Here is a 23,434-nt window from a genome sequence, read left to right as displayed (position 1 = left end):
AAATAGCCGCCCGTCCGCCCACTCCTCGCCTGCCGTGCCCGCTCCCCCTTCCCTGCTGCGCCATCTGCTGCATGACGGGCTGGTCACCGCCGCCTTCTGTTGCGCCATCGCCCTGGCGCTGACGCTGGGCGGCCACGGCCGCTGGGACGTGCAGCTGGCCTATTCGCTGGCCATCGGCCTGCCCTCCTGGCTGATCATCGAGGCGGGGCGCTTCGCCCTGTCCGGCGGCAGCAACCGCTGGCCGCGCGGCTGGCGCGGCGTGCTGCTGGTGCTGGCAGGCAGCGGCTGCGGCCTGGTGCTGGGCACGCTGCTGGGCGACGCCTACAGCGGCCATGCCCAGCCCCTGTGGAGCAGCCCCTGGCTGCCGTCCACCCTGGTCATCACCCTGCTGGCGGCGGCGGCCATCTCGTTTTTCTTCCACAGCCGTGCGCAGGCGCAGCAGCTGGCGCTGCAGGCCGCGCAGGCCCAGCGCGACGCGGCGCAGGCGCGCCTGGCGCTCTTGCAGGCGCAGCTGGAGCCACACATGCTGTTCAACACCCTGGCCAACCTGCGCGTGCTGATCGCTACCGACGCGCCGCGCGCGCAGGCCATGCTGGACCACCTGATCGACTACCTGCGCGCCACCCTGGGCGCCTCGCGCGCCACGCCGCTGCACCCGCTGCGCGAGGAGTTCGCGCGGCTGGCCGACTACCTGGCGCTGATCGCCGTACGCATGGGGCCACGCCTGCGCTTCTCGCTGGACCTGCCCGCGCCGCTGGCGCCGCTGCCGGTGCCGGCGCTGGTGCTGCAGCCGCTGGTGGAAAACGCCATCCGCCACGGTCTGGAGCCGTGCGTCGAAGGCGGCACGGTGCGCGTGCAGGCGCGGCTGCTGGAGGGCGGTGCGCGCCTGCAGCTCACGGTGCACGACAGCGGCGCCGGCCTGGGCAGCGCGCCTCAACCGACCGAAGGCGGCACGCACTTCGGCCTGAGCCAGGTGCGCGAGCGGCTGGCTACGCTGTACGGCGCGGCCGGCACGCTGGAACTGGCGCCAGGCCCCCAAGGCGGCAAGCTGGCCACCGTCACCCTGCCCCTGCCAACGCCATGAACGACGCCGCCGCTCCCAGCGCCCTGATCGCCGAGGACGAGCCGCTGCTGGCCGCGGCGCTGCAGGCCGAGCTGGTGCGCGCCTGGCCCGAGCTGGCCATCGCCCGCGTGGTGGGCGACGGCCTGGCCGCCGAGCGCGAGGCGCTGGCCCTCAGGCCCCAGGTGCTGTTCTTTGACATCCGCATGCCCGGCCAGAGCGGCCTGGACGCCGCCGCCGCGCTGGCCGACGCCTGGCCCGAGGGCGAGCCCTTTCCGCTGCTGGTCTTCGTCACCGCCTACGACCAGTACGCCGTGCAGGCCTTCGAGGCCCAGGCGGTGGACTACCTGCTCAAGCCGGTGCAGCCCGCGCGCCTGCAAAAAACAGTACGAAAACTCAAGGAAACGCTTGCCAGGCAAGCGCCAGCAGCTACCCATTTGGAAGCAACCCTGGACCAGCTGCGCGGCCTGCTGGCGGCGCCGGCGCTGCGGCCGCAGCCGAGCGCCGCCCCGCTCACCCTGCTGCAGGCGGCCAGCGCCAGCGGCAACCGCATCGAGATGGTGCCGGTGGCCGACGTCGTCTACTTCGAGGCCGCCGACAAATACGTACGCATGCTTACGCCCGGGCACGAATACCTGCTGCGCACCCCGCTCAAGGAGCTGGCGGCGCGGCTGGACCCGGCCGAGTTCTGGCAGGTGCACCGCGGCGCCCTGGTGCGCGCCCGCTGCATTGCCGCCGCCGAGCGCGACGAGGCCGGGCGGCTGCACCTGCGCCTGCACGGCCGGCCGGAGCGGCTGGCCGTGAGCCGGCTGCACGCCGCACTGTTCAAGGCGATGTAGGGCGGACGGCGGCGCCCGCCCCGGGCCGCTTACTCGCCCGGCTCGCGCTCGCGGGCGGCGGCCGCGGCGGGCTGCCGCGCCGGCGCCGCCTGGCGCGGCGCGCGTGCGTCCGCGCCCGAGCCCTTCCAGCTCGGCGGCACCTGCGACGGGCCGGTGGTGGCGGGGTTGAAGCTGCGGGCCTGCTCGGGCATCAGCGCGCTGACGGGCTCCGGGTGCGGCGAGCGGCTGCGGTTGAGTTCCTGGGCGATCTGCACCGCCGAGGCCGGGCGGCCGGCGATCGTCGGGCGGATGCCGGGGCTGGCCTGCAATTCCTCTGCGCTGGGCTCGCGCGGCGAAAAGCTGTGCGCATCGGCCAGCGGCCAGTACAGCTTGTAGACGCTGTGCTGGTTCTCCAGGTCGTCCAGGATGGCGCCGAAGCGGATGGTGGGCATGACGGCCGATAGCAGCCGGATGCGCGAGCTGTCGATGCGCCGCACGATGTGGTGCGGGGTCAGCTGGTCGGGGTGCATCAGACCGGCGGCCTGCAGCAATTCCTTCAGCGCATGCAGCGTGTTGGCGTGGTACTGCGCCACGCGCGTGGCCTTGTCGGGCACCACCAGGGCGCGCTCGCGCAGCGCGTCCTGCGTGGCGATGCCGGTCGGGCAGCGGCCGGTGTGGCAGACCTGCGCCTGGATGCAGCCCAGCGCCATCATGAAGCCGCGCCCGGAGTTGCACCAGTCGGCGCCCAGGGCGAACATGCGCGCCAGGTCGAACGAGTTGATGACCTTGCCGGCCGCGCCGATCTTGATGCGGTGGCGCAGGTTCACGCCGATCAGCGTGTTGTTGACCAGGTGCAGGCCCTCCTGCACCGGCGCGCCCATGTGGTCGGCGAACTCGATGGGCGCGGCACCCGTGCCGCCCTCGGCGCCATCGACCACGATGTAGTCGGGCGTGATGTCGGTCTCCAGCATCGCCTTGACGATGGCGAACCACTCCCAGATGTGGCCGATGCACAGCTTGAAGCCCACCGGCTTGCCGCCCGACAGCTGGCGCAGCTGGGCAATGAAGTGCATCAGCTCCACCGGCGTGGAGAAGGCGCTGTGCGACGACGGCGACACGCAGTCCTGCCCGATGGGGATGCCGCGCGCGGCGGCGATCTCACTGGTGACCTTGGCACCCGGCAGCATGCCGCCGTGACCCGGCTTGGCGCCTTGGCTGATCTTGATCTCGATCATTTTGACCTGGGGCTGGCGCGCCTGTTCGGCAAAGCGCTCGGGGTTGAAGCTGCCGTCGTCGTTGCGGCAGCCGAAGTAGCCCGAGCCAATTTCCCAGATCAAATCGCCGCCATGCTCGCGGTGGTAGCGGCTGATGCCGCCCTCGCCCGTGTCGTGGGCGAAGCCGTCCATCTTGGCGCCCTGGTTCAGCGCCAGGATGGCGTTGGCCGACAGCGCGCCGAAGCTCATGGCCGAGATGTTGAACACGCTGGCGTTGTAGGGCTGGGTGCAGGGCGCGACGCCCTCCAGCGGCTCGCCCGGGCGCCCGCCGATCCAGATGCGGAAGTCGTGCGAGTCGATCTTCGTCGTCTGCATGGAGTGGTTGATCCACTCATAGCCCTTGGCGCCCACGTCCAGCTTGGTGCCGAAGGGCCGCACGTCGGGTTCGCCCTTGGAGCGCTGGTAGACCACCGAGCGCTGCGCGCGCGTGAAGGGCTCGCCGTCCTCCACGTCGCCCTCGATGAAGTACTGGCGGATCTCCGGGCGGATGAACTCCAGCCAAAAGCGCATGTGGCCCAGGATGGGATAGTTGCGCAGGATGGCGTGGCGGGTCTGGCGCAGGTCGCGCAGGCCCACCAGCGTGAGCAGGCTGGACACGGCCAGCAGCACCGCTGGCGTCCAGCCGAAGCCGAAGGCCGCCAGCCACAGCGTGCAGGCCAGCGCAAGGAGCGAACACAGCGCCAGCGTGCTGTAGCGCACGCTGTTGACGAAAAAGGAGTGAAGCTTCATTGGAACCCTGATGACAGGCGGGCACTGCGGCCCACAAGGCGGGGCGCGGGCCCCGTGCGGCGCGGGCATTATCCCCAGCCCGCCGCGAAGGATTCCTGCGTGCAGGCGGTCATGCGGCCGCCTCTTCGCTCTTCTTTCGATAGCTGCTAGCGCTTGTCTATCAAGCACTGGAGGCCGATTTGACGCGAATCAATCGCAGGACCAGCCAGGGCAGCAGGGCCGACAACAGCAACAGGCTCCATGTTCCGAGCGTGGGAATGGCCTGGGTGCCAGCCGGCGCCATCAGCAGGCCCACCCCGCCAGGGTCGGCGATGCGGCCCGGCGTGGGATCGTCGTCGCCCGGGCCGTTGTCGGTGAAACTCAGGGTGACGGTGCCGGCCCCCTCGTTCACCACCGCGTCGTCAAACGGTGCCCAGGCGTTGGCGGCGTTGCGCTTCCAATAGCGGGACCCAGGGGCTATGGCGGGGTAGGTCAGCACGACCTGCACCTGCGAGCATCCGGTCAGGGCGAAGTCGACCAGCCCATGCGGCAGCGCCAGCCCCGGGGGCGCGGCCTTGGGGCCGCTGGTGGCCGGCAGCTCCAGCGTGGCGTGCTCCAGGGTGCAGGCCGCATCGCTGCTGCTGAAGCTGAGCCCAATGCCGCCCGGCAGCACGGTGCCGCGCCCGCTGGGCGTGGCCCGGCCGGTGGCCTCGGCGCTCCTGCCCACGGCGTTGGTGGCGGTGACGGCGAAGGTGTATTCCTGCCCGCCTCTCAGTCCCGTGGCTGTGCAGTGCGTGGCCGTGGCTGGGCTGGGCACGCAGCTGCCGGTGGGGCTGACGGCCACCTGGTAGCCGGTGACGGGGCTGCCGCCGTCGCTGGCCGGCGCGTCCCAGGCCAGCGTGGCGCTGCCCTCACCCGGCGCGATGCGCAGGTTCGTGGGCGCGCCGGGCGCGCTGGTCACTGCCAGGCTGACTTCCTTGCCCGGACCGTGGCGCACGGCGACCGTATGGCCAGCGGGCGGGGCATCCAAGCGCAGCGTCCCGGTGAGCGTGCCGGTGTAGGTGAATAGCGTATGGACGCCCGGGCCGAACCCGCTGACGGGGACCACCTGCAACGTCGCGCCCTGCAGGTCCAGGTCGCCGTTGACTTCGACCCGGTCGCTGGCTGCACCCAGCTTGAACTGCGCCTGCCCGCCCAGCACCAGCGGGCCGGTCGTGAGCGTGCCCGTGGCCTCGTCCGGCCCGCCGGGCCTGAGCGTGGCGGCCGCGGCCACCACGGTGGCGCCCACCCTGCCCGCGCCCGCCAGCGTGGCCCCGGCCGTCACGGTGAAGGTGGAGGCGTCCAGGCGGCCGCTCACGCGCAGCATGCCGCCGGCGACCGTCCAGGCCATGGGCTCGGCGACGGTGCCGGTCAGCTCCCAATGGCTGACATCCGTCTTGCTGCCCCTGGCAAAGCCCTTGTAGCGGCCCATATCCAGACTGCCACTGCCCCCGGTGCCCGTCAGCGTCAGTACGTTGCCGCTGCAACTGCCCGTGCAGGCCACGTCGCCGATGATGGAAGAGCCGGGCACCAGCGACAGCGAGTTGCTGCCGCCGGTGAAGCTGATGGCGTTGGCTCCAGCCCCCGCGCCGGCAGCGATGGTGCCGGCATTGACGATGGACAGACCGCTGCCCACGATGCCCTCGCCGCCGCGTCCCTGCGCGGTGGCACCCGGTCGAAAACCCAGGCCGCCCCAGCCGCCACTGCCGTCGCCACCGGCGCTGCCCTGCCCCAAGGTGGAGGCGGCCCCGCCAGCGCCACCCTGCACCGTGGCGCCGGCGCGGTTGGTCAGCGTGACCTGCCCGCTGAGGCCGGGGCCACCTGCACCCGCGCCGGCACTGGCCCCGCCCTGGATGGTGCCGTGGTTGTCCACCTCCAGGACAACGCCGGCGTCCGCGGCGATGCCGGCGCCGCCATCGCCGCTGCCGGCGCCCCGAATGCCCGTCGAAGTGGCGCCGTCCATCCCTCCCTCGCCGCCCTTGAAGGTGCCCCGATTGTCGATGCGCACCGCACCCAGAGCCAGCAGCCCCACGCCGCCCCCGCCGCCATGACCAGGCACGGCCCCTATGCGCCAGCTGCTGGTGCCGCCGCTGCCGCCACGCCCGCCAGCAATGGTCCCTGCGTTGGCGATCAGGGGAGCGCCCCGCGTGACCAGGCCTGCGCCACCGCCACCGCCGCCACCGCCGCGCAGGCAGGTGGCCTGGCTGCCACCGCCGCCGCCGTACCCACCTGTGGCTGCCCCGCCGGCCGCCACCGTGAGTGCACCGGCCGTCGGGGGCAACAGCAACCCCATGCCGCCCTCGCCCCCACCGCCGCCGCCACCACTGCAGCCTGAGCAGCCCACCCTGATCTGGCAGCCCCCGCCGTCACCTCCCGGGGCACCAGCAGCGCTGGCGGCCAGCTCGCCCCCAAGGCTCTCCAGGCCCAACCTGCCGCCATCGCCGCCGGCGCCGCCATCGCCGCTGAAGCCGCTATGGCCTCTGGCGCCCAAAACCGCTAGCCCGGTGAGCGGGTCCACCGCTCCACCCGCGCCTCCATACAACTCGCCATAGGAGCCCGCCCCTCCCGCCCCGCCGCTGGCCCATGCACCACCCGGCGCCAGCATGCCGGCCGCTACAAGCCAGGCCAGCACCAGGGCACCCCACAGGCCGCCGATACGATTCATATTCATTTTTTCACTACTTTTTTGATAGCTGCCAGCGCTTGACTCTCAATGTCTGCAGGCCGATTTGACATAAACACTCCGCAGTCCCAGCAGCGCCGCCAGCGCAGACAGCAGCAGCACGCCGCACTGCCCCAGCGTCGGAATGGCCTGCGCACCACGCAGCCCGGCCAGCAGTGCTGGCCCGCCCGGGTCCTGAATGGCGCCGTCCTGTGCCAGGTCGCTGTCGCCCGCACCGCCATCGGTCAGCGTCAGCGTGATGCGATTGCCCTGGATGCGCGCGCCGGCATAGGGGTACCAGTGCGGCTGCGCATCGTCCCGCGTGGGACCGAACTTGTAGTAGACGGTGCCCGGCGGCAGCGCCATGGGGTAGGTCAGCACCACCTCGGCGGCGCTGGCGCGCACGCCCTGGTGCAGCTGCACGCTCACCACGCCGTGCGGCAGGCTCACGCCCTGCGGCAGCGCCGTGCCCACGCTGCCGGCGGTGGCGGTGGACGCGGCAGCCAGCTGCCAGTCCTGGCCGGGCGACACGTCCAGCAGCAGCGGTTGTCCCTGGTGGGGGCCTTCGGCCACGTCAAGGACGGCGCCGGGGATGAACCGCGCCCCCGCGCTGCGCGGGCCGTCCACGCCGGCGAGCTGGCAGGCACTGGCGCCGCTGGCGGCGCAGTCGCCCGTCCAGCCGGCAAGGCGGTGGCCTGCGCCGGGCGTGGCGGTGCAGGTGGCGTCGCCGCTGTGCGGCACCGGGTTGGGCGCGCAGGCCAGCGTGCCGCCACTGCCAGCGGTGGTGGCAATGGCCCACAGCCCGGGGGCGCTGCACTGCGCATTGCCGCCTCCATAGGCTCCCGTGCAGGCCCAGCTGAAGCGCCCGCCGACAGCGTCCACGGCGCCGGCGGTGCCCGCGGTGCACAGGCCCGCCGTTGGCGCCACCTGCACCGCCACGCCATCGGCGCTGCCGCAGGCCCCGGTCACCGGCACGAACTGGACGGTGAGGGTCAGCGCCTTGTCCGGCGCGGGCAGGTAGCGCAGGGCGCCGCTGTCGCCGGTGCCCGCCTGGCTGGCGGCGACCGTGCAGCTGCCCGCATCGGTGCCGGTGAGCTGGTGGCCGCTCAGGGTGCACGGGCCGCTGGCCACCAGGCTGACGGGCAGGCCCGAGGTGCTGCTGGCGGTCAGGACTCTGGTGGCGCCCACCGCAAGGGAGCTGGCGCCGGCGCTCAAGGACAGCGTCTGGCTGGCATAGGGTGCGATGCAGGCCTGGGCCGACGTGCTGGTGCCCCCGTTGCTGCCATTGCAGCCCCAACTCCATTGGCCATGGCTCCCCGTCACGCCGGTGGCCGTGCCAGCGGCACACAGGCCGGACGACGGCTGCGTAGCACTGGCAGCCACGCCAGCACAGGCGCCGTTCACCGGGGTCGCGGTCGTGAAGGGCACCGGCCCGGCCAGCGTGCTCAGGCGCCCCGCGGCTTCGGCCACGAGATAGAGGTCGTAGGCCGTGCTGACACTCAAGCCCGTGATGGCGCGGCTGACCGGGTTGCCTGCGGCCATGGCGAAGCTCTGGCCGCCCGCCTTGACCTGGGCCGGGCTGGGTACGGCGCTGCCCCTGGGCCGCAGCTGCCACCAGCCCGTTCCCGCAATGCTGCTGGTGGCCCGCAGGGTCGCTGCGTTGTGCGTGACGCCTTGCACTCCCAAGGCCGTCAGCAAAGGGGCTGGGGAGGGCTCGCCGCGCACCAGGCGGGCACTCATGGGGTTGAAAGTGGCAAAGCCGTCGTAGGCACCCCCATGTGAAAAATTGACCCCCCAGGCCATGGCCGAAGAAGTGGCATGGGGCGATGCCGACCAGTAGAGAAATTCCGTATTCGGAAAGAAAAAGGGGTTGATCTTGGGAGGGCTGGCTTGCGCCAAATCCACGATACCCAGCAGTTCATCCTTCGTGGGCATGCGCCAATCCGTGGCGCCGCACAAACCGGCTGCATTCACGCTCTGGGCAAACTGGGGGCCGTCCTGCCACTGGTAGAGGTTGTCCTTGTTGCGCAGGCCACTGGTGGTCTTGACCTCCCAGATCAGCTGGGTGTCATCGTCACGCGTGCACGCCCAGTCGCCCGCCCCGGTGCCCGGAGCGGCGGTGTCGGGCAGCGTGCTGCCGCTGTTGGACACCTTGGTGTAGCCCGCGTGCGCCAGCAAAGGCATGGCGCACAGGCACAACGCGGCCAGTGCGCCCTTCACGGAAATCCCCTCTCTCGCTCTTCTTTTTGTAGCTGCCAGCGCTTTCACATCAAGCATTTCGGACCGATTTAGCGTTGTTCTGCCAGCCGCAGCACGCCCTAACTGCCCCGTGTGGGGACGGGGAACGCAGCACAGCCTGAGAAATGTGTGGAAGCTTGGAACGGGAAAGACATGCGTAGCCATGGGGCCAAGGCTATGCAGGGACCGCGGAAACCGCCTCCACTGAGCGCCACATCGCGGCGCTTTGCGGCCGCAGGCTTACGCCGGTAGGCCCTCTTGCGCGTGCAGCTGGCGCACGTCGCCGGGCGCCATGGCAAAACGCTGCCTGAAGGCCCGGTAGAACCACGACAGGTTGTTGAAGCCCGCGTCGTAGGCGATGGCGCTGATCTGGCTTTGCGCATGCTGCGGGTCGGCCAGCCGTCCGAAGGCGCGCTGCAGGCGCTGCTCCAGCACGTAGTCGCTGAAGACGGCGCCGTCGTGCTCGAACAGGGCACGCACGTAGCGGGCGGAGATGCCGTGGCGCTGCGCCACCCACTCCAGTGACAGGTCGCCGCGCCAGGCGTTGACGCGCAGGTCCGCCTGGATGGCCTTCAGGCGCGCCTGGCGCAGCCCGCGTGCGCTGGCGGCCGCCCGTGCCTGGGGTTTGGCGCCCAGCGCCAGCACGCCCAGGTCGAGCAGCTGCTGGCCCATGCGCACGCGCTCGTCGTCGCCCACTTCGGCGCCATCGCCGACGGGCCGCGCCAGCGCCGAAGCCTGGCGCGCCAGCAAGCGCAGCGCCAGCGTGTCGGGCAGGCTGTGGCGCAGTGCGCGGTCCACGTCGGCCACGTGCGGCAGCACGTGCTGGCGTGCAAAGGCGATCAGCAGCACGCTCGCCCGGGCGCCATGGAAGTCGATGCGCCCCGCCTGCTCGTTCAGGCCCACATAGCCGGGGCCGCCGGTGCAGGGCATCTCGCCGCGCTGGCGCAGCACCCAGCCGCCCTGCCGGGGCGCGCGGGGTGCGTCGGCAGGGTTGAGGAACAGCAGCACGTCGTCATTGCCGTCGGCCAGCTGGCGCGGACTGCGGCTGACGCTCAGGGCGGAGCTTTCGACCGAGGCGATGGATACGCCGGGCAGCAGGCGGATGCGCATGGACATCTCCAGCCCATCACCGCCCGAGATGTCGGGCGCCATGTTGGCCAGGGCGGCGCAGGTTTCGCGCACGGCGTCCGCGCGCTCGCCGGGCAGGTGGTTGCGGGTGTTGAATTCGATGAAGGCCATGTCGCCGTGTCGCCTGGGTCGAAAGCGCCTGGGTGGTGGGTGGAGCTGCGCAGCGCGGACTGTAAGGCGTGTTGCAGGCAAAAAAGGCGAAGCCCGGTGCGTGGATTGGCGGCGCCTGGCGACCCACCGGTCGGGCGGCCCTGTCAACCGCGCGGCAGGCGAAAAACCGGGCGTTCAGGTAGCCTTGCGGCCGATGAGCCCCGCCCCGTCCGCCCCCGCCGCCCGCCCTGCCCCGCCGCCACGGACGCTGCTGCTGATGCTGCTGGCCCTGACCTCGGGCTTCGGCCTGAGCAACGCCTTTCGCACCGTGGCGGCCATCATGGCGGCGCCGCTGCAGGCCGACTTCGCCCTGTCGCCGCAGCAACTGGGGCTGTTTGCCGCGGCCTTCCACTTCGCCTTCGGGGCCATGCAGGTCTTCATGGGCATCGGCATCGACCTGTACGGCGTGCGGCGCACCATCCTGGCGGCCTTTCCGCTGGCGATTGCCGGGGCGGTGCTGTCGGCGCTGGCGCCGGGCTTTGGCTGGTTGGCGCTGGCGCAGGTGCTCGTCGGCGTGGGCTGTGCGCCGGCCTTCTTGGTGTGCACTGTGTTCATCGCGCGGCACTTCGCGCCGCAGCGCTTTGCCGCCATGTCGGGCACGGCCATGGCCATCGGCACGCTGGGCATGCTGTTCACCGGCACGCCGCTGGCCTGGCTGGTGCAGCAGTGGTCCTGGCGCGTGGGGTTTGCCGTGCTGACGGCGCTGGCCGTGCTGGCCTGGCTGTGGATATGGCGCAGCGTGCACGAGCCGGCCGCCGCCCCGCATGCGCCGCAGCGCGAGTCGGTGCGCCAGGCGGTGGCGCGCTTCGGCACGTTGTTCACCCTGCCGCACACCTGGGGCATCGTGGTGCTGGGCGCTGTCACCTATGCCGCGCTGATCGCGCTGCGTGGCCTGTGGCTGGGGCCCATGCTGATGCAGCGCCACGGCTGGTCGCTGGTGGCCAGCGGCAACGTGGCGCTGGCGCTGTCGGTGGTGGCGCTGGCCGGTCCGGTGCTGTTCGGCCGCATCGACCCGCCCGACGCGCGCCGGCGCCGGCGCTGGCTGGTGGCCTGCACGCTGGCCATGGCCGCCCTGTTCGCCGCGCTGGCCGCCGGCGGGCCATCGTGGCTGGATGTGGCGCTGATGCTGGCCGTGGGCCTGCTGTCGGGCTTCATCGTGCTGCAGTACGCCGACGTGCGCGCCGCCTACCCGGCCGACCTGACGGGCCGCGCCATGGCGGTGTTCACCATGGCCATGTTTTTGGGCGTGGCGCTGATGCAGTGGGCCACGGGCTGGATCGCCACGCTGGCCGCGGCACGCGGCGGCGACCCCTACGTGGCCGTAATGCTGGCCATCGCCGCCGTGCTGGCGGTGGCGGCCCTGGCCTTCAGGCTGCTGCCGGCGCCACCGGCAGCGGCGCTGGTACCGGCGCACTAGGGCGGTCAGCCGAAGCCTGGCGCCAGACTCCGGCACGCACGGCGCACACAGGGCCGGCTGAAGTACGCTGCCGGGCCAAGCACTTTTTACGTAAACCGCCCCATGGACCTTCTTCAGCTGTCCGACCTGCAGCCCGCCGACATCCGTCACATCTGGTCACTGGTCAACGACGGTGCCAGCCCCGTGTTGAGCGGCACCGTGGGCTGGTCGTTCGAGGGCAGCGGCATCCGCACGCGTACTACGTTCATCCAGGCCTTCCGTCAGCTGGGACTGGCGTTCACAGAGCTGCCCCGCCTGCTGCAGACCAGCGAACGGCCCGAGGATCTGGCGGGCTACCTCGACCCGTTCTATGCGCTGTACGTGGTGCGTGAGCCCGACCATGCCCGACTGTCTGCTTTCGCCAAGGCGTCGCGCCGGCCGGTGATCAACGCCATGTCTGCCCAGGGCCATCCCTGCGAAGTGCTGACCGATGCGTACTACATCGACACCGCCATCCGGCCGCTGCGCGATGCCCGCGTGTGCCTGTGGGGGCCCAGCACCAACGTGTTCCGCTCCTGGCACGAACTGTCGCAGGTGGAGGGCTTCGAGCTGGTGCAGGTGTGCGACCGGCGATTTCACGAGCCGCTGCCGCAGGTGGCGTTTGCCGAGCCCTCGCACCTGCCGGGCGCGGTGGACATCGTGATCACCGACAGCAGTCCTGCTCACGCCGGTTCCGGCGCCGCCGCACAGCCCGCCCTCACGCCCCTGACCGCCGAGCACCTGGCCGCCCTGGGCAGCCCAGCCCTGCTGCCCACCCCACCGTTCATGCTGGGACGCGAGCTGGCGCTGGACCCGCTCGCCTACCCCGGCTTCGTGGGCTATGCGCAAAAGCAACTGCTGCTGCCGGTGCAGGCCGCCATCGTGCGCTGGGCCCTGGCATCGAAGGCGGACTGCAGTGCGGGGCAAGGCGCTGCCCAGGCTTCAAGCCAAATCGGCCTCTAGCGCGCTTCAGACAAGCGCCAGCAGCTATTATTTTCAGAGCGAACTGGCGCTGGAACCATCACCGCGGTACAGCCAGGGCACGTCCAGAATGCGCTCGCCCAGCAGGCGCAGGCTGGCGTCGCGCCCCCAGCGCAGCGGGCCGCGGGCGTGGAAGATGACGCCGTTGCGGCGCGAGCGCTCCTGCACCCGGGCGTTGCGCTGCCAGCGGTTCAGCGCGTAGCGGCGCAGGCGCAGCGGCACCTCCAGGTCGTCCATGGCCAAGGCGCGCTGCAGCTCGGCGGCGTCCTCGATGGCCATGCCCGCGCCCTGAGCCAGGTACGGGCGCATGGGGTGGGCGGCATCGCCCAGCAGGGCCACCAGGCCGCTGGCCATCTCGTGCGGGCCAGCCACGGGCAGGCGGTCGGCCAGCGGCCACAGGCGCCAGCCGCTGCCGGCCTGCGGCACGGCGCGCACCAGATCCTGCAGCGGCGTGCAGGTGCGGGCCAGGGCGGCCTCCAGCTCGGCGGCATTGGCGCCGTGGTCCCAGCCGTCCAGGTCCGCAGGCGCCTGGCCGTGGCGGATGGCCACCACGTTCAGCAGCTCGCCGCCGCGCAGCGGGTAGTGCACCACGTGCAGCCTCGGGCCCAGCCAGGCGGTGACCTGCTGCGAGCGCAGGGCCGCGGGCAGCGCGTCCTGGCGCACCACGGCGCGGTAGGCCAGGTGGCCGGACACCCGCGTGGGCGCCTCGCCGAGCAGCTGCGCGCGCGTGCCGCTGCGCAGGCCGTCGGCCCCGACCAGGGCGTCGCCCTCCACCTCGATCACGCGGCCGTCGCGCTGGCGCAGCAGGCGCAAGGTGACGGCGCTGCCCTCCTGCGCGTGCTGCTGCACCGTGTGGCCGACGTTCAGATACACGCCGGGCAGCGGCTGCACGGCGGCCAGCAGTACGCCGTGCAGATCGGCGCGGTGGATGGTGGCGTAGGCGGCGCCGTAGCGCTCGATGATGTGGCTGCCCAGGCGCATGGACGCCAGTTCGGCGCCGCTGCGCGCGCTGCGCACGGCCAGGCGCTGCGGAAAGGCCGCCACCGCCTGCAGCGGGCCCTGCAGGCCCCACGCCTGCAGCCGGCGCACGACGTTGGGGCCCAGTTGCACACCGGCACCCACTTCGGTGAAGGCGCCCGCGCGTTCGTACAGCCGCACCTCCCAGCCGGCGCGGGCGGCGCCCAGCGCCGCGGCCAGGCCGCCGATGCCGCCGCCGGCCACCAGAATCTGTTGTTGCATGGGCTGCGATTGTCGGCGCTGGCGCGCCCGTCTGCGCAGCTGCACGTCGACCAGGCAGCAGCGGCGCTAGGGGGAGACGGGGGCCATGGCCTGCTCCAGCACCGCCGCTGGCGCCGGCCGTCCGAACAGGTAGCCCTGGAAGGCCGGGCAGCCGTGGCGGCGCAGGAAGTCGAGCTGGCTGGCAGTCTCCACGCCCTCGGCCACCACGTCCAGGTCCAGGCTGCGCGCCAGCGCCAGGATGGTGCGCACGATGGCCGCGTCGTTGGAGTCGGTGAGCACGTCGCGCACGAAGCCCCGGTCGATCTTGAGCTGGTCCAGCGGCAGGCGCTTGAGGTAGGACAGCGAGGAGTAGCCGGTGCCGAAATCGTCCAGCGAGAAACCCACGCCCTGCGCGCGCAGGTAGTCCATCTTGGCGATCATCTCCTCGGTGTCGGTTAGCAGCAGGCTTTCGGTCAGCTCCAGGCGCAGCGCCTGGGGCGGCGCGCCGCTGGCGCGCAGGGCGGCCAGCACCTGGTTGGCGAATTCGCCCTGGCGGAACTGGCGCGCGCTTACGTTGACCGACAGCACCAGCGACTGCATGGCCGGCCGCGCGGCCCAGGCGGCCAGCTGCATGCAGGCGGTCTCCAGTACCCAGCGGCCCAGGGGCAGGATGAGGCCGGTCTGCTCGGCCAGGGCGATGAATTCGCCCGGCGGCACCAGCCCGCGCGTGGGATGCTGCCAGCGCACCAGCGCCTCGGCGCCAAGGATGGCGCCAGCGGCGTTGACTACCGGCTGGTAATGCAGCAGCAGCTCGCCGCGGGCCAGGCCGTGGCGCAGCTCGGTCTCCAGCTCGGTGCGTGCGCGCATCTGCGCCAGCACGCCGGGGTCGAACAGACGCAGCGCGTTGCGCCCGGCGGCCTTGGCCTGGTACATGGCGAAGTCGGCCTGCTTGAGCAGCTCGTCGGCCGGCTGCGCCGGGTGGTTGAACAGCGTCAGCCCCATGCTGCAGGTGGTGTGGTGCGAATAGCCGTCGCCCAGCGGGAAGGGCCGTGCCATGGCGCCGGCGATCTTGCGCGCCAGGCGCTGCGCGCCCTCGCGCGCCTCCCGCACCTCGCTCGGCAGGCCGTCGGCCAGCACCACGAACTCATCGCCGCCGAAGCGCGCCACGGTGTCGCTGGCGCGCACGCACTGGCGCAGGCGCTGCGCCGCCATGCTCAGCAGGCGGTCACCCACATCATGGCCGCGGGTGTCGTTCAGATCCTTGAAGTTGTCCAGGTCGATGAACAGCAGCGCGCAGTGGCGGCGGCTGCGCTGCAGACCCGCGCAGCTGCGCTGCAGGCGGTCCAGCAGCAGGCGGCGGTTGGGCAGGCCGGTGAGCGCGTCGTAGAAGGCCAGTCGCTCGATCTCGCCCTCCACGCGCTTGCGCTCGCTGATGTCGCGCCCCACGCCGCGGTAGCCCAGCAGGGTGCCGCGCGCGCTGACGATGGGCTCGCCGCTCAGGGCGATCCAGGAGCTCTCTCCGCTGGGCTCCACGCGTTTGAGCTCCAGCTCGCGAAAGGGCTGGCGCGCGGCCAGGCGCTCGCGGTGCGCCGTCCATTCGGCATCGCCCATATTGGCCGCACCGACATCCCACAGCGTGTGCCCGCGCAGGGCCTGCAGCCGCGTGTCGCGGTGTGCGGCCACGCCGGCGATGTCGGTGAAGCGACCCTGCGCGTCCTGCTCCCAGTACCAGTCGGAGGACAGGTCGCACAGACTGCGAAAGCGTGCCTCGCTGCGCTGCAGCTCGGTGTGCACGCGCACGTAGTCGCTCACATCGGCAAAGGTGCGCACCAGGCCGCCGTCGGGCAGCACTTGCGTGCGCACCTCCAGCGTGCGGCCGTCCAGGGTGTGGCGCCGGTACACCGCGGGCGAGTCGCCTGCGGCGCCGCTGCGCACGTAGTCGCGCCCGCGCTCGTCGATCAGGCCGAAGCTCTGGCCGTAGTCGCCGCGGCTGATCTGCACCTGCGTCAGCTCGGCCAGCGTGGGGCGCCGGGCCATGAGGGATTCGGGCAGCTCCAGCAGCTCCAGCACGCGCTGGTTGTAGACGTTGATGCGCCCGTCCGGCCCGGTCTGGAAGATGCCCTGGCTCATGCTGGCCAGGGCCGTGCGCATGTGGTCCAGCTGCTCCTGCGCGCCGGCCTCCGCCTTGCCCGCCCGGGGCACGGGCGGCTGGTCCACGAGGGCGCCCAGGCGCTGCAGCAGCTCGGGCACATGGTCGCCACCGGTCCCGCGCAGCAGGTAGTCGCAGCGGCGCCCGGAGCGGGCGGCGTGGCGCAGCGCGCGGGCGGCCAAGCCTTCCTGTTGCGGCCAGACGCACAGCAGCAGCGGGTCGGGGCCATCGGCACCGGCCCAGGCGGGCAGCTCCGCAGCGCCGGGCGGCAGGCACAGCACCACGGCGCTCCAGCCCTGGGCGGGCGCGGCGCCGAAGTCCGGCTGCGGCACCTGCAGCGCCAGCCAGCCCTGCCCGCTCAGTGCCAGCAAGCCCAGGGCGCGCCGCGCGTGGGCGGCGTCGGCATCGATCCAGGCGATGCGCGTCGTGCTCGTCATGCGATCTCCGGTTGCTGCTGCCTGCACTGCCGCGCCGGCTGATGCAGGCCTGGCAGGTGATCTTGCTCGAATTCGGTGATCCCCCCCGGCCGCCCGAACAGCCAGCCCTGGAAGCCCCCGCAGCCGTGGCGCCGCAGGAAATGCAGCTGGCCTTCGGTCTCCACGCCCTCGGCCACGACCTGCAGGTCCAGGCTGCGCGCCAGCGCCAGGATGGTGCGCACGATGGCCGCGTCGTTGGGGTCGGTGAGCAGGTCGCGCACGAAGCCTTGGTCGATCTTGATTTCCGACAGTGGCAGCTGCTTGAGGTAGCTCAGCGACGAGTAGCCAGTGCCGAAATCATCCAGCGAGAAGCTGACGCCATGCTCGCGCAGCTGGCGCATGCGCTGCACGGTGTCTTCCACGTCGCCCAGCAGCAGGGTTTCGGTCAGCTCCAGCTTCAGGAGGTGCAGCGGGGCGCCCGCCTCGGCGGCCACCTGGAGCACCTCCTGCACGAAGCCGGGGTGGCGGAACTGCCGCGCGCTGACGTTGACGGAGATCGCCAGCTCGCGCGCCGCCTCGTCGCCGGCCCAGCGCGCCAGCTGGCGGCACGCGGCCTGCAGCACCTGACGACCCAGCGGCACGATGAGGCCGGTCTGCTCCGCCAGCGGGATGAAGTGCACCGGCCCCAGCAGGCCGCGCTCGGGATGCTGCCAGCGCACCAGCGCCTCGGCGCCGCACAGCTGGGTGCGCCCGTCCATCTGCGGCTGCAGGTGCACCACCAGTTCGCCGCGCGCCAGGGCGAGGCGCAGGTCGGCCTCCAGCTGGGCGCGCTCGTTGACCGCCTGCTGCATGGCAGGGTCGAAAAAGCGCAGCGTGTTGCGCCCTGCCGCCTTGGCCTGGTACATGGCCAGGTCGGCGCGCTTGAGCAGCTCCTCGACGGTGCAGCGCTCCTGGCCGAACAATGTGGCGCCTATGCTGGGCGTGCTGTGGTGCTGCTGCCCGGCCATGGCGTAGGGCTCGTTCAACACGGAGAGCAGCTTGGCACCCACCTGCTCCACGCAGGCCGCAGCCTGCGTCGGGTCCGCACCCAGGTTTTCCAGCATGATCACGAACTCGTCCCCACCCAGCCGCGCTACGGTGTCGCTCTCGCGCATGCCTTCCTGCAGCCGCCCCGCCACGCGGGCGAGCAGCTGGTCGCCCATGTCGTGGCCCAGGGTGTCATTCAGGTCCTTGAAGTTGTCCAGGTCGATGAACAGCAGCGCACCCAGGCCCTGGTGGCGCAGGCCGTTGGCCAGGGCGTGCTCCAGCCGGTCCAGCAGCAGGCGTCGGTTGGGCAGACCGGTGAGCGCGTCGTAGAAGGCCAGCCGCTCGATCTCCTGCGCGGCGCGCTGGCGGTCGGTGATGTCGCGGCTGATGCTCAGCACCCCGTTGACCCGGCCGTGGGCGTCGTGCGTGGCGGTCTTGACGGTTTCGAAGCGGCCCTGGTAGCCGTCCTCGGCAAAGCTCAGCGTCTCCTCCACCACCAGCGGCTGCCAGGCAGCCATGGCACGCTTGTCCAGGGCGCGGATGCGGCGCGCCTCCTGGGCGGGCAGCAGCTGGGCGTCGGTCTGGCCGACCAGGGCCTGCTCGGGCCGGCCGATGAAGCGTTCGAACACCGGATTGGCCGACAGGTAGCGGCCCTGTGCGTCCTTGAGGCTGACCAGGTCGGGGATGGTGTTGACCAGGCTGGCCAGCTGCGCGCGCTGCTGACCCAGGGCCTGGGCCAGGCGCTTTTGCTCGGTCACGTCATAGGCAAAGACGACCACGGCATTGACCGGCCCCGCGCCCACCCGCTCGGGCACGAACGTGACGTGCCAGTCCACGCGATGCTTGTGCCCCACCACGCTGAGCTCGGTGACGGCGGTTTCGCCGCGCAGGGCGCGCTCCAGCGGCGCCTGCATGCGGTCCATGATGTGGGCGGGCACCACGTCGCGCGCCTGCTGGCCCTCCAGCGCCGCCGGGGCGCAGCGCAGCGCGGCCGCCTGCACCGGGTTGACGTAGAGCACACGGCCCTGCGGATCAATGCGGGAGATGCCGGCGGGCAGGTGCTGCAGCACGCTGGCCAGCTGCTCGTCGCGCTCGCGCGCCAGGCGCTCGGCCTCGCGCTGCTCGGTGACGTCGCTGAGCACGCCGTCCCAAATGGTGCCGCCGTCGCCCTGCTGGCGCGGCGAGGCGCTCATGCGCACCCAGCGCACCGCGCCGTCGGCGCGGCGCATGCGCACCACGCATTCGCTCACGCCACGGGTGCGGTAGGAATGCTCCAGCGCCCAGCTGCTCAGGGAGCGGTCTTCCGGCAGTATCAGGCCGTACAGCAGCTGGGCATCGCGCATCACCTGCTGCGCGCTCAGGCCCAGCAGCCGCTCGACGGCCTCGCTCATGTGCACGAAGCGGCTGGCGCCCGGTCCCTCGCGCACCTGCTGGTACAGCACGGTGCCCGGCAGGTTGCGCCCCAGCAGCTGCAGGCGCACCTCGCCCTCGCGCATGCGCGCCTCGGCGTGGCGTGCACGCTCGTAGGGCAGTTTGACCCCGGAGATGTACATGGCCTGCAGGAGCAGCACGTAGCCGGCCAGCCGCAGCCCCTGGGGCAGCAGCGCCAGGCGGGACGCGGGGTCTGCCAATGTCTGCAGCAGGGCCAGCAGCAGCTCGGCCGCGGCCAGACACAGCGCGGCCGTACCCACCAGTTGCAGCCGTCCGTTGCGCCGGCGCACGCCGCGCGGGTTGCGCCGCCACAGCAGTCGCCCGGCCAGGGCGAAAGCCACAGCGTTGGCCCAGGCCGCGGTGGCCAGCAGCTGCGGCGCATCGGCCAGGGACAGCGGCAGGCGCAAGCCGAGCCAGGCCGTTGCCAGCCCCAGGGCCAGGGCGCCCGCCAGCCAGGCCAGGCTGCGCCCGGCGGCGCGCCAGCGCTGGGCGAAGACCAGCAGCGCGGCAGCTTCGGCCGCGTGGGACAGCATGGGCAGCAGCGCCGAAGCAGGCGGCGGCACGCCCTGGAAGCCCAACACCATCGCGGCGTGTACGGCGCCCAGCACCAGTGCCAGCGCCAGACCGACAACCAGCACGTTGGAGCGCGGCTGCTCGCGCACGTCCAGGCTTTGTAGCGAGATGGCCACCGCCAGCAGGCCGGTCAGCAGCACCGCGGCGTTTATCAGCCGTCCCAGCAGGCGCCAAGTGGTCTCGTCCAAGCCCCGGCCCGCCAGGCAGGCGCCGGCCACCAGCGCCACGGACAGCGCCACCCAGCCCACCGTGGCCCAGGGGCTGCCCGAGGAGCGGTCGCCGAGTCCGGGAAGGGGCGGCAGAGGGGAGCGCGTATTCATCGAAGCGCGCGCTGCAAGCATCCAAACATATGGATACAAGTCTACCGGGCCGCCGGGGGGTGCGGCCTCAGGGTCCTCCCGGCCTCGCGTAGCGACGGGCTCAGCCGACCAGCAGCTGGCGCAGCACGTAGGGCAGGATGCCTCCGGCGCGGTAGTAGTCCACCTCGATGGGGGTATCGATGCGCAGGGTCAGTGCCACCTCCTGCACCACACTGCCGTCGGCGCGGCGGATAACCATGCGGGCCTCGCTTTGCGGCGTCAGCTCGGCGTCGGGCAGGATGTCGATCAGCTCGTCGCCCTTCAGGCCCAGGGTCTGCCAGGAGTCGTTGCCGCGGAACTGCAGCGGCAGCACGCCCATGCCGACCAGGTTGGAGCGGTGGATGCGCTCAAAGCTCTTGGCTACCACGGCCTTGATGCCCAGAAGCTGCGTCCCCTTGGCCGCCCAGTCGCGGCTGGAGCCGGTGCCGTACTCTTCACCGGCCAGCACCACGGTGGAGCGGCCGGCTGCCAGGTACTGCATGGCGGCGTCGAAGATGGACATCTTGACGCCGCGCTGCGGCCCTTCGCCCTGGTACAGGGTCAGGCCGCCTTCCTCGCGCGAGCCGTCCTCCAGCGGCGGGATCATCAGGTTCTTGATGCGCACGTTGGCGAAGGTGCCGCGCATCATGACTTCGTGGTGGCCGCGGCGCGAGCCGTAGCTGTTGAAGTCCAGGCGCTCCACGCCGTGCTCCATCAACCACCGGCCAGCGGGACCGTCCTGCTTGATGGCGCCAGCCGGAGAGATGTGGTCGGTGGTGATGGAGTCGCCAAACAGGGCCATGATGTGCGCGCCCTGCACGGATGCAGTGTCATTTTGGCCTCCAGCGCCCGCCACAACTGCGCTGTCAGCTCCTGAACTGATAGCAAAATTATCAAAGTACGGCGGCTCGGCGATATAGGTGCTTTGCGGCCAGGAGTAGACCTCGCCCGTCACCCCGCGGATGGAGTTCCACAGCGCGCCAGGGTCGGTCTTGACCTTGGCGTAGTTCTCCCGGAAGGCCTGGCCGTTCATGGCGAAGTTCATCAGCGCGTGGATTTCCTCGCTGGTGGGCCAGATGTCGCGCAGAAACACCTCGCGCCCGTCCTTGCCCCGGCCCAGACACTGGGAGGTCAGGTCGCGCAGCATGGTGCCGGCGATGGCATAGGCCACCACCAGCGGCGGACTGGCCAGGAAGTTGGCCTTGATATTGGGGTGGATGCGCGCCTCGAAGTTGCGGTTGCCCGACAGCACGGCTGCGCACACCAGGTCGTTGCGGGTGATGACCTCATTGATCTCTGGCGCCAGATCGCCCGCGTTGCCGATACAAGTCGTGCAGCCGTAGCCGGCCAGCGCAAAACCCAGTTTTTCCAGGTAGGGCAGCAGGCCGGCCTGAGTGAGGTATTCGGTCACCACGCGCGAGCCTGGGGCCAGCGAGGTCTTGATGTGTGGCTGCACGGTCAGGCCCGCCTCCACCGCCTTCTTGGCCAACAGGCCCGCCGCCAGCAGCACGCTGGGGTTGGAGGTGTTGGTGCAGCTGGTGATGGCGGCGATCAGCACGTCGCCGTTGCCCAGGCTGAAGTCCGATTCGCTCTCCGGCAGCGAGGTGGCGCCGGCGGCCTCGTCATGCGCCACCTCCAGCTTGGGCTTGTTGTTCTCCATCTCCTCCAGAAAGCGCGGTGCGCCGGGCGGCGTAGGGCCCGCCTCGGGCGCCGTGTCGCGCGCCTCGGCTTCGCCATGTCGCACCTGGTGGCGGGTGTGCAGCAGTTCGGACGGCTGGTTGAATCCGCCGTCGGCCATGGGCTTGGAGAACAGCGAGGTGAACTGGTGGCAGACGTTGTCCAGCTCGATGCGGTCCTGCGGCCGCTTGGGGCCGGCCAGGCTGGGCGTGACGTTGGACAGGTCCAGGCGCAGCACCTGCGAGTATTCGATGTCGCCCGCATTGGGCACGCCGAACAGGCCCTGCGCGCGGAAGTAGGCCTCCAGCGCCTCGATGTCTTCCTGGCTGCGGCCGGTGCCGCGGAAGTAGTCCAGCGTCTTCTCGTCCACGGGGAAGAAGCCCATGGTGGCGCCGTACTCGGGAGCCATGTTGCCGATGGTGGCGCGATCGGGCACAGCCAGCGAGCGCGTGCCCTCGCCGAAGAATTCGACGAACTTGCCCACCACCTTCGCCTTGCGCAGCATCTCGGTGACGGTGAGCACCAGGTCGGTCGCGGTAACGCCCTCGCGCAGCTGGCCCGTCAACTCGAAGCCGACCACGTCGGGCGTGAGGATGTACACCGGCTGGCCCAGCATGGCCGCCTCGGCCTCGATGCCGCCCACGCCCCAGCCGACCACGCCGATGCCGTTGATCATGGTGGTGTGGCTGTCGGTGCCCACCAGGGTGTCGGGGTAGTACAAACCGTCCTGGCTATGGTGCACGCCGGGCGCCAGGTATTCCAGGTTCACCTGGTGCACGATGCCGAAGCCCGGAGGCACCACGCCGAAGGTGTCGAAGGCCTGCATGCCCCACTTCATGAACTCGTAGCGCTCCCGGTTGCGGTGGAATTCCAGCTTCATGTTCAGGTCGAGCGCGTTGGGCGTGCCGTAGTGGTCGACCATGATGGAGTGGTCCACCACCAGGTCCACGGGCACCAGCGGCTCGATCTTGCGCGGCTCCTTGCCCAGGCGCTGCGCGGCGCTGCGCATGGCGGCCAGGTCTACCAGCAGCGGCACGCCGGTGAAATCCTGCAGCACCACGCGCGAGACGATGAAGGGAATCTCGTCCTTGCGCGGTGCGGTGGGGTTCCATTGCGCCAGCTGGGCCACGTGCTCGGGCGTCACCTTGCGGCCGTCGCAGTTGCGCAGCACCGATTCCAGCACGATGCGAATGGACAGGGGCAGGCGGTTGACGGAGGGAAACTGGCGCGCCAGTTCAGGCAACGAGAAAAACCGGCCCTGGCGGCCGGAAGCGGTGGCAAAGCTCTGGACGGTGGACGCGAAGGCATGCGCGCCGGCGTTGGAATTCTTGTTCTCGGAGGAAACTGCAGACATGGGACGACTCCATTTCGTTGACAACACTGGTCCCATTCTGGCAGCCCGGCCGGTCAATGCCAAATCGGGGGCCTTGCGGCGGCGGCCGGAAACTCCCGGATACCAGCGGCACCCCGCTTTCGCCCCGCATATTGACTGTCCCTTGCCGGGATATAGCCTTCCAAAGGAAAAAGCCCGCACATGGCGGGCTATTCGTAAAACTACGCACATGCACTGCAATGGCAGCGCACGGAGTCAGCACATCAGACAGAAAGCCGGCGCAGCAGAGCGGCGCCGGGTTAGCCTTAAATGGCGAACTTCTCGCGGTCTTCGTTCTGGATCCAGCGCGGCGGCTTGCCGCGGCCCGTCCACGTCTGGCCGGTGGCGGGATTGCGGTATTTGGGCGCCACCTTGGCGGCCGGGCCGGAAGCCGCACGAGCCGCGCGGCCAGCCGGGAACACGTCCTGCTGCGTCAATCCATATTCAGCCACCAATTCACGCACGCGGGTCACGGCCGTGGAAAGCTCGCGCTGGCGGGCTTCGTTGATTTGCTGCTCCAGCGCTTCGCGCTGCTTCAGGAGATCCTTGTAGCTGGTTTCATTCATGATGGTCAGGAGGATGAGAAAACGTGGAGGAAGGTGTATCGAATACGCCGGGCGATTATAGACATTGCATAGCCGCTGCGCGGTATTCATTCACGTTATTTAACTCTCTTGCATACCTGAACCTGACCCGGTGCTGCAAAGGGCTGCCACAGCCAGTCCAAATGATGAGAAGCGG

General features: G+C 71.0%; 13 protein-coding genes. 4 read left to right on the top strand and 9 right to left on the bottom strand.

Annotated features, from left to right (window positions below):
* Positions 1-34: 34 nt before the first annotated feature.
* Together RT282_RS06130 and RT282_RS06125 are read left to right on the top strand one after the other, a co-directional pair.
* A complete protein-coding gene (locus RT282_RS06130) occupies positions 35-1,084 on the top strand; it encodes a sensor histidine kinase (RefSeq protein WP_313312513.1) in 1,050 nt (349 codons plus the stop codon).
* The gene (locus tag RT282_RS06125) at positions 1,081-1,899 is read left to right on the top strand and encodes a LytTR family DNA-binding domain-containing protein (RefSeq protein ID WP_313312511.1); all 819 of its coding nucleotides are present in this window, start codon (positions 1,081-1,083) and stop codon (positions 1,897-1,899) included. The genes RT282_RS06130 and RT282_RS06125 overlap by 4 nt, the downstream gene beginning before the upstream one ends.
* Before the next feature lie 29 nt (positions 1,900-1,928).
* Here the strand turns inward: RT282_RS06125 and RT282_RS06120 are convergent, their stop codons facing one another.
* The 4 genes from RT282_RS06120 to RT282_RS06105 form a co-directional block, all read right to left on the bottom strand.
* Entirely contained in the window at positions 1,929-3,881 is a 1,953-nt protein-coding gene (locus RT282_RS06120) for an FMN-binding glutamate synthase family protein (RefSeq protein ID WP_313312508.1), read from the bottom strand.
* A gap of 160 nt (positions 3,882-4,041) precedes the next feature.
* Positions 4,042-6,570, bottom strand: coding sequence for a fibronectin type III domain-containing protein (locus RT282_RS06115; protein WP_313312506.1), 2,529 nt, complete (start codon positions 6,568-6,570; stop codon positions 4,042-4,044).
* A 39-nt stretch (positions 6,571-6,609) separates the two neighbouring features.
* The gene (locus RT282_RS06110; RefSeq protein ID WP_313312503.1) at positions 6,610-8,781 is read right to left on the bottom strand and encodes a DUF1566 domain-containing protein; all 2,172 of its coding nucleotides are present in this window, start codon (positions 8,779-8,781) and stop codon (positions 6,610-6,612) included.
* Between the two features lie 258 nt (positions 8,782-9,039).
* Positions 9,040-10,038, bottom strand: coding sequence for a helix-turn-helix domain-containing protein (locus tag RT282_RS06105; protein WP_312759750.1), 999 nt, complete (start codon positions 10,036-10,038; stop codon positions 9,040-9,042).
* Positions 10,039-10,231: 193 nt separating this feature from the next.
* On the opposite strand from RT282_RS06105, the gene RT282_RS06100 reads away from it, so the two are divergent.
* Positions 10,232-11,494: an MFS transporter gene (locus RT282_RS06100; RefSeq protein WP_313312501.1), complete on the top strand. Its 1,263-nt coding sequence runs from the start codon at positions 10,232-10,234 to the stop codon at positions 11,492-11,494.
* A 102-nt stretch (positions 11,495-11,596) separates the two neighbouring features.
* Complete coding sequence (locus RT282_RS06095; RefSeq protein ID WP_313312499.1) at positions 11,597-12,475, top strand: ornithine carbamoyltransferase; 879 nt, start codon at positions 11,597-11,599, stop codon at positions 12,473-12,475.
* A gap of 33 nt (positions 12,476-12,508) precedes the next feature.
* Here RT282_RS06095 and RT282_RS06090 read toward each other — a convergent pair whose 3' ends face one another.
* The 5 genes from RT282_RS06090 to RT282_RS06070 all read right to left on the bottom strand — a co-directional run bounded on the left by RT282_RS06090 (position 12,509) and on the right by RT282_RS06070 (position 23,259).
* A complete protein-coding gene (locus RT282_RS06090) occupies positions 12,509-13,732 on the bottom strand; it encodes an FAD-dependent monooxygenase (protein WP_313312497.1) in 1,224 nt (407 codons plus the stop codon).
* 66 nt (positions 13,733-13,798) lie between these two features.
* Entirely contained in the window at positions 13,799-16,297 is a 2,499-nt protein-coding gene (locus RT282_RS06085) for an EAL domain-containing protein (RefSeq protein WP_313312495.1), read from the bottom strand.
* The gene (locus tag RT282_RS06080; RefSeq protein WP_313312492.1) at positions 16,294-19,626 is read right to left on the bottom strand and encodes an EAL domain-containing protein; all 3,333 of its coding nucleotides are present in this window, start codon (positions 19,624-19,626) and stop codon (positions 16,294-16,296) included. Before RT282_RS06080 ends, RT282_RS06085 begins: the two co-directional genes overlap by 4 nt.
* 100 nt (positions 19,627-19,726) lie before the next feature.
* A complete protein-coding gene (locus RT282_RS06075) occupies positions 19,727-22,675 on the bottom strand; it encodes an aconitate hydratase (protein WP_313312490.1) in 2,949 nt (982 codons plus the stop codon).
* Between the two features lie 284 nt (positions 22,676-22,959).
* Entirely contained in the window at positions 22,960-23,259 is a 300-nt protein-coding gene (locus RT282_RS06070; protein WP_312304316.1) for an H-NS histone family protein, read from the bottom strand.
* Between the last annotated feature and the right edge of the window lie 175 nt (positions 23,260-23,434).

The organism is Pulveribacter sp. (assembly GCF_032079985.1).
Classification (GTDB): Bacteria; Pseudomonadota; Gammaproteobacteria; order Burkholderiales; family Burkholderiaceae_C; genus Melaminivora.
Note: the sequence above shows the minus strand (reverse complement) of the source record. Positions and strands in the feature narration are given on the sequence as shown.

What these genes read in the sequence shown, in the direction of transcription:
- RT282_RS06125 (WP_313312511.1), top strand. Translation starts at nt 1,081, where the DNA reads ATGAACGACGCCGCCGCTCCCAGCGCCCTGATCGCCGAGGACGAGCCG.
- RT282_RS06120 (WP_313312508.1), bottom strand. Translation starts at nt 3,881, where the DNA reads ATGAAGCTTCACTCCTTTTTCGTCAACAGCGTGCGCTACAGCACGCTG.
- RT282_RS06115 (WP_313312506.1), bottom strand. Translation starts at nt 6,570, where the DNA reads ATGAATATGAATCGTATCGGCGGCCTGTGGGGTGCCCTGGTGCTGGCC.
- RT282_RS06105 (WP_312759750.1), bottom strand. Translation starts at nt 10,038, where the DNA reads ATGGCCTTCATCGAATTCAACACCCGCAACCACCTGCCCGGCGAGCGC.
- RT282_RS06100 (WP_313312501.1), top strand. Translation starts at nt 10,232, where the DNA reads ATGAGCCCCGCCCCGTCCGCCCCCGCCGCCCGCCCTGCCCCGCCGCCA.
- RT282_RS06095 (WP_313312499.1), top strand. Translation starts at nt 11,597, where the DNA reads ATGGACCTTCTTCAGCTGTCCGACCTGCAGCCCGCCGACATCCGTCAC.
- RT282_RS06090 (WP_313312497.1), bottom strand. Translation starts at nt 13,732, where the DNA reads ATGCAACAACAGATTCTGGTGGCCGGCGGCGGCATCGGCGGCCTGGCC.
- RT282_RS06085 (WP_313312495.1), bottom strand. Translation starts at nt 16,297, where the DNA reads ATGACGAGCACGACGCGCATCGCCTGGATCGATGCCGACGCCGCCCAC.
- RT282_RS06080 (WP_313312492.1), bottom strand. Translation starts at nt 19,626, where the DNA reads ATGAATACGCGCTCCCCTCTGCCGCCCCTTCCCGGACTCGGCGACCGC.
- RT282_RS06075 (WP_313312490.1), bottom strand. Translation starts at nt 22,675, where the DNA reads ATGTCTGCAGTTTCCTCCGAGAACAAGAATTCCAACGCCGGCGCGCAT.
- RT282_RS06070 (WP_312304316.1), bottom strand. Translation starts at nt 23,259, where the DNA reads ATGAATGAAACCAGCTACAAGGATCTCCTGAAGCAGCGCGAAGCGCTG.